At 66.8% G+C, this 11,131-nt stretch carries 10 protein-coding genes; 3 read left to right on the top strand and 7 right to left on the bottom strand.

Annotation, left to right across the window (positions count from 1 at the left end; genetic code table 11):
* Nucleotides 1-428: FAD-dependent oxidoreductase (locus CVM52_RS08400; RefSeq protein ID WP_133119814.1), on the bottom strand; the 428-nt coding region annotated here is incomplete at its 3' end.
* 57 nt (nt 429-485) lie between these two features.
* Between CVM52_RS08400 and mnmC2 the strand changes: the two genes are divergently transcribed.
* A complete protein-coding gene (gene mnmC2, locus CVM52_RS08395; protein WP_100162060.1) occupies nt 486-1,157 on the top strand; it encodes a tRNA (5-methylaminomethyl-2-thiouridine)(34)-methyltransferase MnmC2 in 672 nt (223 codons plus the stop codon).
* A 1-nt stretch (nt 1,158) separates the two neighbouring features.
* Nucleotides 1,159-2,067, top strand: coding sequence for a DMT family transporter (locus CVM52_RS08390; RefSeq protein WP_100162059.1), 909 nt, complete (start codon nt 1,159-1,161; stop codon nt 2,065-2,067).
* Here CVM52_RS08390 and CVM52_RS08385 read toward each other — a convergent pair.
* On the bottom strand, nt 2,041-4,017 hold the full coding sequence (locus tag CVM52_RS08385) for a lytic transglycosylase domain-containing protein (RefSeq protein WP_100162064.1): 1,977 nt from the start codon (nt 4,015-4,017) through the stop codon (nt 2,041-2,043). The genes CVM52_RS08390 and CVM52_RS08385 overlap by 27 nt on opposite strands.
* 148 nt (nt 4,018-4,165) lie before the next feature.
* Between CVM52_RS08385 and dapA the strand changes: the two genes are divergently transcribed.
* A complete protein-coding gene (gene dapA, locus CVM52_RS08380) occupies nt 4,166-5,041 on the top strand; it encodes a 4-hydroxy-tetrahydrodipicolinate synthase (RefSeq protein ID WP_100162058.1) in 876 nt (291 codons plus the stop codon).
* Here dapA and pdxR read toward each other — a convergent pair.
* From pdxR to CVM52_RS08355, 5 genes are all read right to left on the bottom strand, one after another.
* Nucleotides 5,034-6,500: a MocR-like pyridoxine biosynthesis transcription factor PdxR gene (pdxR, locus tag CVM52_RS08375; RefSeq protein WP_100162057.1), complete on the bottom strand. Its 1,467-nt coding sequence runs from the start codon at nt 6,498-6,500 to the stop codon at nt 5,034-5,036. The genes dapA and pdxR overlap by 8 nt on opposite strands.
* A 43-nt stretch (nt 6,501-6,543) precedes the next feature.
* Complete coding sequence (locus tag CVM52_RS08370) at nt 6,544-7,512, bottom strand: class I SAM-dependent methyltransferase (protein ID WP_100162056.1); 969 nt, start codon at nt 7,510-7,512, stop codon at nt 6,544-6,546.
* A 158-nt stretch (nt 7,513-7,670) separates the two neighbouring features.
* Nucleotides 7,671-8,744 (bottom strand): hypothetical protein, encoded by a 1,074-nt coding sequence (locus CVM52_RS08365; protein ID WP_100162055.1) that lies wholly within the window; start codon nt 8,742-8,744, stop codon nt 7,671-7,673.
* 215 nt (nt 8,745-8,959) lie between these two features.
* Nucleotides 8,960-10,351 (bottom strand): aminotransferase family protein, encoded by a 1,392-nt coding sequence (locus CVM52_RS08360; protein WP_100162054.1) that lies wholly within the window; start codon nt 10,349-10,351, stop codon nt 8,960-8,962.
* A gap of 170 nt (nt 10,352-10,521) precedes the next feature.
* Nucleotides 10,522-11,100 (bottom strand): transglycosylase SLT domain-containing protein, encoded by a 579-nt coding sequence (locus tag CVM52_RS08355; RefSeq protein ID WP_100162053.1) that lies wholly within the window; start codon nt 11,098-11,100, stop codon nt 10,522-10,524.
* Between the last annotated feature and the right edge of the window lie 31 nt (nt 11,101-11,131).

Raw genomic sequence — 11,131 nt, 5'->3', positions numbered from 1 at the left:
TGAATGACCAGGCCGGTCGGGCTGGCCGGGCACCAGGGGCCGGCCTGGTTCACCGGCAGGATGCGCCAGTCGGCCTTGCCCTGCCACAGGGTTTTGGCGTTTTCGGCGCGGCTGCGGGCCAGGTCCAGCGCGGCCTCATCGGCAATCGGTTGCAGCCGCCCGCTGCGGCCATAGCCGGCCGTTAGGCCGCCGGTGGCCTCGACCCCGGCCCAGAAGGCTTCGGCCAGCAGCAGGCTGTCGAGCTGGAACGCCTTCTTGTCGTTCCAGTTCTCCGGCACATGCGGCGCCAGCGCACCGACGATGCCGCCGCTGGTGCCGGCGCCGGGGCCCAGCGGGTCGATCACCCGCACTCGGGCGCCGCGCCGTGAACAGGCCCAGGCGATCGACAGGCCGAAGATGCCAGCGCCGCGGATGGTGATTTCGGCCATTGCCAATGCCGGACCCTTTCGCCAGTGTCGCGCCGTCTTAGACTAAGGCTTTCGCGGATGCAGGACCAGCAGGCAGAGATCGAATGGCGCGACGGCGGGGTGCCGGTGTCGGCGCGGTTCGACGACCCCTATTTCAGCCTGGAAAACGGCCTGGCCGAGACCCGCCACGTGTTCCTTGACGGCAACGGGCTGCCGGGGCGGTTCCGCGACGGGTTCTGCATCGGCGAGCTGGGCTTTGGCACCGGGCTGAACTTTCTGACCGCGGTCGAGGCTTGGCAGGCGGCGGGCGCAGTGGGCACGTTGCGCTTTGTCAGTTTCGAGGCGTTTCCGATGGCGGCCGGGGATATGGCGCTGGCGCTGGCGGCGTTTCCGGAACTGGCGGCGCTGGCGCCGGAACTGCTGGCGGCCTGGCGGCTGGACGGGCTGGCGATGCAGGTGGGCGGCGCCGAACTGACCGTTGTGATCGGCGATGCGCGGCAGCGGCTGGCCACCTGGGAGGGCGTGGCGGATGCCTGGTTTCTTGACGGGTTCTCGCCGGCCAAGAACCCGGAACTGTGGGAACCCGCGCTGATGGCCGAGGTCGCCCGCCACACCGCGCCGGGCGGTACGGCGGCCACCTATACCGCGGCGGGTTTCGTGCGGCGCGGGCTGGCCGAGGCGGGCTTTACTGTTACACGAAAGCCGGGGTATGGCCGCAAACGTCACATGACGATAGCGGAGAAACCCTGAGATGCAGCCGGACCGCCTGGTTATCGCGCCGAAGACCCCGTCGGCGCAAAGCAACAACGTGCGCCTGGGCGTGGCGCTGATGATTGCCACCACCGTCGTGTTCTCGGTGCAGGACGGCATCTCGCGCTATCTGGCGGGCGAGTACAACACGCTGATGGTGGTGATGATCCGCTATTGGTTCTTTGCGCTGTTCGTGATGGCGGTCGCGGCGCGCAGTGCCGGCGGGCTGCGGGCGGCGGCGCGCACCTCGCAGCCCCTGATCCAGATCATCCGCGGGCTGCTGCTGGCGGGCGAGATCTGCGTGATGATCTACGGCTTTACCGTGCTGGGCCTGGTGCAGAGCCACGCGGTGTTCACCTGTTATCCGTTGCTGGTGGCGGCGCTGTCGGGGCCGATCCTGGGCGAAAAGGTCGGTTGGCGGCGGTGGAGCGCGATTGCCGTCGGTTTCGTCGGTGTCCTGATCATTCTGCAGCCGGGCTATGGCGTGTTCGATCCCTCTGCGGTGATCCCGCTGTTGGCGGCGGTGATGTTCGCGGTTTACGGCCTGCTGACCCGCTATGCCGGGCGGCGCGACCGTACTGCCACATCGTTTTTCTGGACCGGGGTGACCGGGGCGGTGTTCATGACCCTGATCGGCCTGTCGTCGTGGGAACCGATGAGCGGCCCCGATACGATCTGGATGGCGGCGCTGTGCGTCACCGGGGCGCTGGGGCACTGGCTGCTGATCCGCTGTTACGAGGTGGCGGAGGCCAGCGCGGTACAACCCTTTGCCTATTTCCAGCTGGTCTTTGCCGCCTCCATCGGCCTGATCGTGTTCGGCGAGGTGCTGACCTCGAACGTGGTGATCGGCGTCGCGATCATCGTCGCGGCGGGCCTGTTCACCTTATGGCGCGAAAGACAAAAGCGTTGATCCGGCCAGTTCCTGCGAGAAGGGCACCGGCAACGGGTCTTTGCCCAGGCGCGCACGGTAGACCGGCAGGCTTTCGGTCACCCGCATGACATAGTTGCGGGTTTCGTCGAAGGGGATGCGTTCGATCCAGTCGACGATGCGGGCATCGTCTGCCGGCTTCGCCTCGCGCGGGTCGCCGAACCGGTCCATCCAGCGCAGCGGCCGCGACGGGCCGGCATTGTAGCCGGCCGACATCATCACCACGTTGCCGCGCAATTCGCCGGCCAGCCCGGCCAGGTAATTGGCGCCCAGCTTGGCATTGTATTGCCAGTCCGAGATCAGCCGCCCGGTGTCGTGGCTGCCCAGGATGCCCAGATCGCCAGCCACCGCGCGGGCGGTGCCCGGCATCACCTGCATCAGCCCGCGCGCGCCCGCGCCGCTGATCACGCTGGGGTCAAATTCGCTTTCCCGGCGGGCGATGGCCAGCACCATTTCCGGTGCCATCGGCAGGTCCATGGCGCCGACCGGGTGCAACGGATAATAGGCGCCATAGAGCAGGATGGCCCGGCGCGCGGCGCGCTTGGCGATCATCACCGCCAGGTGCGGGCGGTCGAGATCGACCGCCATCTGGCCCAGCTGCGCCGCCGCGCCCGGTTCCAGCGTTTCGACCAGGTGGGTCAAGAACCGTTCGGCCAGCACGGGTTCGCCGGCGGCCAGCAGCATCAGGCCGGCCTTTTGCACGCTGGAGCCGGTGAACGCGGCGTTGCGCCAGTCGGGCAGGGCGGGGGGCTTGCGCAGCAGCGGGTCGAAGGGCAGGCCGGCGCGTTCGGCCGCCAGCAGGCCGTAAAACGAGGTCTGGAATTGCGCCGCCATGGTATAGGCGGCCTTGGCGGCCTCGGCCTGGCCCAGCGCCTGATGCGCGCGGCCCAACCAATAGCCGGAACGGCCCTTGGAGATCGGCGAATCGACGGCGGCGTCGAACCGTTCGAAATGCCGCAGCGCGGTGGTGGGATCCTTCAGATCGCTCAGCGCGATATAGCCGGCCAGCCATTCCAGCTCGGCATGGGCATAGCCGGCTTCGGGGGTGGTGTGGTGCGAGGCGGCGATATGATAGGCGCGCACCGGGTCGCCGGCCAGCATGAAGCTGCGCGCCAGGTCGACGCGGCGGGCGGCCCAGGCGGCGGGTTCGCCCAGGCGGTCGGCGCTGGTGCTGCACTGGATCAGCAGCTCGGCCGCGTCGGATTCGCGGCCCTTGCGGTGGCGCCAGACGAAGCGGTCATAGGCCAGGCCGGGCGAGTCTTGCAGCGCCTGGGGCACCGCGGCGATTTTTGAATCGACGCCGGGCGCCTGTTCGCGCAGGGCGATGCGCGCTTCGGCCAGCTTGCGCTGACCGTCATCCACCAGCGGCAACATGCGGCGGGCGCTGACCAGGTGATCGTCCCACAGCAGCCGGTCGAGCCGGGCAGCGTGATGCGGCGCCAGCAGCTTGCCATGGGCCGACAGATAGGCGGCCTGAATCGCCTCGCCCATTGGCATGGTGCGCCAGGCCAGCACCAGTTCCGCCTCGCCATCGCCTTTCTGGCCGCTGGCGATCAGCGCGGTGGCATGGGCCAGCATACCTTCGGGGGACTGCGGCGGTTGATCGCGGAAAAAGCTGAGCACGGTGTTGCGCCCGGCGGCGACGATGGCCGGTTCGCTGTTACGGCGCAGCCAGTCCAGGCCGGGCCAGTCGGGGCGCCGGGTGAGAAAGGCAATGACCTCGGCCGCGGTGCCGTGACCGGCGCGCAAGCGGTGCCATTCGATAATATCGCGCGGCACCGATCCCTCAGGGCCGGCGGCGTCCAGCGCGGCGCTCCATTCTCCCGATTTCATGCGGGACATCGCCCGCGACAGCGCCTCGGCCTCGCCGGCAAGGGCGGGCAGGGCAAGCGTGGTCCACAGCAGTGCGGCCATCGCCAGAATTCGCGTCATCACTTGCATTTTCCAGGCAACCAAGGCTAGAGGCTTCAGACGATATCGACTGCCGGGCAAGGTTCAACTCACATTCTTGCCAAAGGCAAATTCCCGGCGGCGCATGGGCCGCCATAGCACAGTGACGACAGTAAAAGGAGTGCGTCCGATGTTCAGAGGCTCGATGCCAGCCCTGGTCACCCCGTTCCGCAACGGCGAGGTGGATCTGGACGCGCTGAAACATCTGGTCGAGTGGCATATCGAGGAAGGCTCGACCGGGCTGGTGCCGGTGGGCACGACCGGGGAAAGCCCGACGCTGAGCCACGAAGAGCACGAAAGCGTGGTGGAGGCGGTGGTAAAAGCCGCGGCGGGCCGCATCCCGGTGATTGCCGGGGCCGGGTCGAACAACACGGTGGAAGCCATCCGGTTCATGCGCTTTGCCGAGAAGGTCGGCGCCGATGCGGCGCTGGTGGTGACGCCCTATTACAACAAGCCCACCCAGCGCGGGCTGATCGCGCATTTCACCGCGGTGCATGATTGCTGCGATCTGCCGATCATCATCTACAACATTCCGCCGCGCTCGGTGGTGGACATGACGCCGGCAACGATGGGGCAGCTGGCCAAGCTGCCGCGCATCGTCGGGGTGAAGGATGCCACCGGCAAGTTGGAGCGTGTCAGCCAGCAGCGCAGCGCCTGCGGCGCCGACTTTATCCAGCTGTCGGGCGAGGATGCCACGGCGCTGGGGTTCAATGCCCATGGCGGGGTCGGCTGCATCTCGGTCACCGCGAATGTGGCGCCGCGGCTGTGCGCCGAGTTCCAGCAGGCGACTCTGGTAGGCGACTACGCCAAGGCGCTGGAGTACCAGGACCGGCTGATGCCGCTGCACGAGGCGATCTTTGTCGAGCCCGGCCTGGTCGGCGCCAAATACGGGCTGTCGCGCCTGGGGCTGTGTACCGAGGAGGTGCGCTCGCCGCTGACCGGGCTGGAAGACAGTACCAAATCGGCGATCGACGATGCGATGCGCCATGCCGGCCTGATCAACTGAGCGCTTCCGGGATCGCCTGCGCGATCCCGGCGATGCCCTCGGCAATCCGCCCCTCGGGGATCGAGGAATAGCCCAGCCGATAGAAGCCTTGCGGCTTGTCCGGCCCGGCAAAAAACGGCGCCCCCGGTTCGATCAGCACGCTGCGGCTGCGCAGCACCGTGGCAAGCCGGGTGGTGTTCACGCCCTCGGGGGCGCGCATCCACAGCGACGAACCGCCATAGACCCCGCGCCCGGCGATGGTCAGCCCGTGCTGACCGATCGCCTGTTCCAATGCACGGCGGCGGGCATGCAGCGCCTTGGCCATGCGCCGCATCTGGGTGTCGTAATGGCCGAGCGACAGGAAATAGGCCGCCGTGCGCTGCATGTTGCCGGGGGGGTGGCGCAGCACCGAGGCGCGCAGCGCGCGCGCCTCGCGGATAAACGCCTCGGAGCCGACGAGATAGCCCAGCCGCAGCCCGGGAAACAGCGATTTCGAAAACGAGCCGACATAGATCACCCGCCCGTCCCGGTCCATCGACTTGAGCGCGGGATAGGGCGCGCCGAGAAAGGAAAGCTCGAATTCGTAATCATCCTCGACGATCAGCGCGTCGAGGTCGCGGGCGCGGTTCAGCAAGGCGCGGCGCCGGGCCATCGGCATGGTCGCCGTGGTTGGCGACTGGTGGCTGGGGGTGCAGAAAATCACGTCGGTGCCCGGTGGCACCTGTTCGGGCGGCAGCCCGTCGGCATCGACACGCACGGGCAGGGTGGCACAGCGGGTGTGGCCCAGAAGGTCGCGCAGCGCGTAATAGCTGGGGTCTTCCACCACCGCCCGGCGCTGCGGGCCCAGCAGCAGCTGCGCGGCCAGCCACAGCGCGTTCTGCGCGCCCATGGTGATCAGGATCTCGGCAGGGCGGGCCGTGATGCCGCGCCGGGGCAGCGTGTGGCGGGCGATGAATTCGACCAGCAGCGGATCGTCGCGGTCGTAATAATCCGAGGTGAGCGCGGCAAAATCCTTGGCCCCCAGCGCCCGCATCGCGCAGATGCGCCAATTGGCGTGGTCGAACAGGGTCGGGTCGACCTGGCCGTAGATGAACGGATGGCGGTAGGTCGACCAGTCATCGGGTTTGCGCGGGGTGTCGCCGCCGGTAAAGCGGTGGGTGATGGCGCGGGTCCAGTCGACCCGGTCCTCGCTGTGCGGGGCGGGGTCGTAGACCGGCGGCACCGGCGCGTTGTCGGAGACGAAATAACCCGAGCGGCCGCGCGAACTGAGATAATCGTTGGCCAGCAGTTCGGTATAGGCCAGCGTCACGGTGATGCGACTGACGCCCAGATGCAGCGCCAGCTTGCGCGAGGAGGGCAGTTTTTCGCCGCGGTGAAACCGGCCCGACAGGATGCCCTGGGCAATCATCTCCTGGATCTGCGACTGCAGCGTGCCCTGCGCATCGGGGGCCAGGAAAAAGGTTTCGACCGAGATTGCCATCGGGGGGACCCTAGTCTGGACTTAGGGCGCTGGCAATCTGGACTTAGGGCGCTTGGTGCTCGCCGGTTTTCTTCCAGATCTCGGTGCCATCGCCCATCGGTTCCAGCGCCGGATAGAGCGTGAGGTCATAGGCATAGGGCGCCAGGAAATAGCTGCCCCGGGTCATCGTGCGCACCATCCGTTCCTCCAGCTGCGTCTGCAAGACCGGATCGGATAGCGGCCGGTAGGAAAAGATCACGTCATAGCCGCCATAGTCGAACGTCAGCGCATCGGCGGTGAACAGGGCCTCGCCCAAACCCAGCTGGTCCTGCCCGCCCTTGATCATCACCGTGTTGAGGTCAAACCCCGACAGGCTGGACCAGGTGATCAGCTGTGCGTTGCGCGCGATGATCAGGTTGCGGCCCTGGCCGCAGCCGACCTCGAGATAGCTGACCGGGCGATAGCCGCCGCTGTCGTCGGTATAATCCGGATCCAACCGCAGCATCGCGTCCAGCCGCATCAGAAAGGTCAGAAAGCGCGGAATATCCAGCGCGATATAGCCAAAGCTGGTTTCGGGAACGGCAAAATCCGACGCGCAGGCGCCCTCGGGATCGCGCCCCGGCCAGAGATCGTTGACCATTTGGTGGATCACCCGGCACAATGCGCCCTCGCGGCGATGGGCGTCCAGCCTGGCGGTTTTCTGCTGGGCGAGGCTGTCGGCATAGCGGCTGCTGAGGGTGTCGAACGCCACGCGCTCGCAATCATAGGCCGCCCGTGCGGCGCTGAGCGTGTTGCGGGCGCGGTCCAGCGCGCGTTGTTGCAGCGCGTGTTTGCCGCCGAGCGCGGCCAGCGCCGAGCGGGCGGTGGCATCCCAGCCCTTGTCGCGGGTTTTCACCAGTTCGATGATCCGCTTTGTGATGCCGTCATGTTTGTCCTGCAGCGTGCCGAGATCGGCAATCGCCTGTTCCAGCGCCTGCGCGGCCTCGTCCAATTGATGCGCGGCGCGCTGGATGGTTCGGGTTGCGTCCTGCATGTCGGGCCCGTCCTGCGGTTGCTCCCGGCCATTCTGGCCGCACCGGGCGATTGAGCAAGGAAATTTCCGACTCGGGCCAAATGGGGTCCGCCAATGTCGCGGCGGCGCTGTGATTCAACCGCGCCGGTCGGCGTGGCCTCATGGGGGGGTCGCGCCGCCTAGTTGCACTCTGCCCCGGCCAGGCAGCGGCCGAAGCGGTCGAGGATCACCGCCGCCGGATCCGGCAGGCCGGGCGGCAGGGGCACGTCGATTTGCAGCAGGTAGCGGCGGCCGCGTCCGTCGCGAAAGCCATAGGGCAGGCGGGCGATCGGGCGGGTGATCACCAGCTGGCCATCAGGGCCGGGAACGATGGCGCCGGAGTGCAGCAGCAACAACAGGCCGGCCTCGCCCGGCAGGATGTCATAGGCCTCTGCCGGGGCGGCGGTGGTGATGTCGCGGGCGTTCAGCCGGGCGATGCCGCCGGGATAGACCGCTTGCAGGCGGTTCAGCAATTGCTGTTCCAGCTTCTCTGCATCGCCGGGTTGCACCGCGCCCATATGGGTCGGGCCGTTCACGATCATGCGGAAGTTGCCACCCTCCTGCGCAACGCCCTGGCCCTCGGCAGCCAGATGCCCCCAGCGATCTTCCTGCGCCTCGGGCAGTTCGACCGTGCCCGAGGGCAAGCGGACGGTTCCGATGCTTGCGCCGGCGAAGATGTGATCGACCGGGCGGTTCAGCACATCGGACAGCGCCTGTTTGGCGCGCTGCGCTGAGGGCGCGGCGCTGTCGGCAAAGGGCGGCGGGATGCAGCCGGGCGCGGCAAATGTGACCCGCGCGGGATCCAGCCCCGCAACGCCGGCGCCCTCGGGCAGGATAAATTCGTGCACCCGTTCGACCGCGCCGGTCAGGGTCCAGACGATGCTGCCCGGCGTGGTGGCGACCAGATAGAGCCCGCCATCGCCCGGCTCGATGTCGAGCGTGGCCATGGTGGTGGTGCCATCGGGCCCGGCGAGCGCGACGTTGGACAGCGTTGCCCCGACCCCGCCGCCAACCAGAACGATGCGGGCAAATTCCGATGGTGTGGGCAGGGTGCAGGCGGCGGTATCCGGGGCATCCGGCAGGAACGTGTCATCCTGGGCGAGGGCGATGGCGGGGATGAGGCAGAGCCACGCGGTCAGCACGGCTGCGATCCGGCGCGCCAAAAGTTTGGCGACGCCGCCGGTTGTTTCGGTCGCGGGGATCCGGGATGCCATGTGCCGCCTTCGAGCCAGAGAAACCTGTCCTGGCCCTAGATTACCAAAGCGGCAGCATTAGGGCCATGCGGGGCCGGTGCGCTGGCACCGCATGGCATGTCAGTTGGCCAACTGGTCGGGCTGGGCAGTGCCCTTGCAGGGGAAGCGCGCCCGAATGCGTCGGCCCGCGCGATGTTTCGGCGCCGAAAAATGCCGCGAAAAATCGATTTTTCCTGTCACCCGAACACCTTGGTCAGCGCGCTGTCGACGGTGCCGGTGATCTGGTCGATATCGCTGGCGGTGGCGATCAGCGAAGGCGCGAAACACAGGTAGTTGTTATAGCCGGGAACCGAGCGGTTGGCGGCGCCGATCAGCACGCCCTGCGCGGCACATTCGGCCACCACGGCGGCGACCTTGGCTTCTTCCACCGGCTCCTTGCTCTCGCGGTCCTTGACCAGTTCCAGGCCGCAGAACAGGCCCTTGCCGCGCGCGTCGCCGACGATGGCGTGCTTGTCCTTGATCGCATTCAGGTTGTCCATCATCCGGGCGCCCATGGCATTGCAATTGTCCAGCAGCCCTTCGTCTTCGATGATGCGCATGTTTTCCAGCGCCGCGACCGGGCCGGTGATGCAGCCGCCAAAGGTCGAGATATCGCGGAAATGGTCCAGCTTGTCGGTGGGATCGGATTTGAACAGGTTGAACACCTCTTCGGTGGTCACCAGGCAGGCGATGGCGGCATAGCCCGAGGCGACGCCCTTGGCCATGGTCACCATGTCCGGTTTCACTCCGTAATGCTGATAGCCGAACCAGGTGCCGGTGCGGCCGATACCGCAGACCACCTCGTCGATATGCAGCAGGATGCCGTAACGGTCGCAGATCTCCTGCACCTTCTGCCAATAGCCCTCGGGCGGGGTGATCACGCCGCCGCCGGCGGTCACCGGTTCCAGGCACAGCGCGCCCACCGTGTCGGGGCCCTCGCGCAGCACCACCTGTTCGATCTGCTCGGCCGCCCATTCGCCGTAATTTTCGACCGGGGCGCCGTCCTGTTCGTGCTTGCGGTATTCCAGGCAATGCGGCACCCGGACAAAGCCGGGGGTAAAGGGGCCGTATTGCAGGTTGCGTTCATCCTGGCCGCCGGCCGACAGGCAGGTGATGGTGGTGCCGTGATAGTCGCGGTCGCGATAAAGGATCTTGTGCTTGGTGCCGCCGAATTTCTTATGCGCGATCTGGCGGACCATCTTGAACGCCTTCTCGTTCGCCTCCGAGCCGGTGTTCAGGTAATAGACCCGCGACAGGCCGGGCATCTTGCCGATCAGCTTTTCGGCAAAGACCGAGCCGGGGATGCTGCCGGCGGAACCGGCGAAATAATTCACCTTCAGCAGCTGGTCGCGGACCGCGTTGGCGATGCTTTCGCGGCCATAGCCGACATTCACCGTCCAGACCCCGCCCGAGACGGCATCCAGATGTTCCTTGCCGTTCTGGTCCCAGACGCGCATGCCCTTGCCCTCGACGATGATGCGCGGATCGGAGGTTTCATAGGGTTTGTGCTGGCTCAGGTGGTGCCAGACATGCGCCTTGTCGGCGGCCACGATGTGCGAGATGTCGTTTTCGTTGAAGGTGCCGTCCATGGCAGGCCCTTTCCGGTGTTCTGGTGGAATCGCTCATGCGACATCGGCAGCCCACGCCGCCCGCCGCTTGGACCTAGAACAGCGCGAAAACGGCCGGAATTATAGGTCCAGATGGAACTTGATCTAAGTCCAGAACGCGGGAGGCGCGATTTTGCCACCGCGCCGGGGGGTTAGCCGCAGCGCGCCAGTTGGGAATTGTACAGCACCGCGCGCGCCTCGACCTCGTCGGCGACGCGCAACAGCCAGCTTTTGCTGTTATAGCTGCCGCGCGCATAGCCGGAATGGCCCTCGTGATAGGCCAGGTACTGGTTCCTGGCGTCATTGAGCGCGATGCCGTTCTTGTCGCGGCTGCGGGTCATGTACCATCCGATGAAATCCGACGCGTCGCGGATATTGTCGCGCTTGGCCCGGCGCTTGCCGGTGGCGCGGCGGTAATCGTCCCAGGTGCCGTCCAGCGCCTGGCTATAGCCGAAGGCGCTGCTTTGCCGGCCCATCGGAATGATGCCCAGCGCATAGCGGAACGGGGTGCGCGCGTCGCCGCGGAACCGGCTTTCCTGATAGATCGTGGCCATCTGCACCGCCACCGGAACCCCCCAGCGCCGCTCGGTCGCCTTGAAAGCCCGGACATATTTCGGCCGCTGGACCGCGATGCTGCAGGCATTGTCCAGATCGTGGGGAGGCGACTTGTAGCCGCCGCCACAGGACGACAGCATCAGCGCCAGAATCATGACGCAAAGTGTTCTGCTCATTTGCCTCGTGCCTTTTTTGATGCAATCCTAC

Source organism: Pseudooceanicola lipolyticus (assembly GCF_002786325.1).
In the GTDB taxonomy this organism is placed as follows: domain Bacteria; phylum Pseudomonadota; class Alphaproteobacteria; order Rhodobacterales; family Rhodobacteraceae; genus Pseudooceanicola_C; species Pseudooceanicola_C lipolyticus.
The sequence above is the reverse complement of the archived record's forward strand: the minus strand, read 5'-3'. Positions and strand labels throughout refer to the sequence as shown.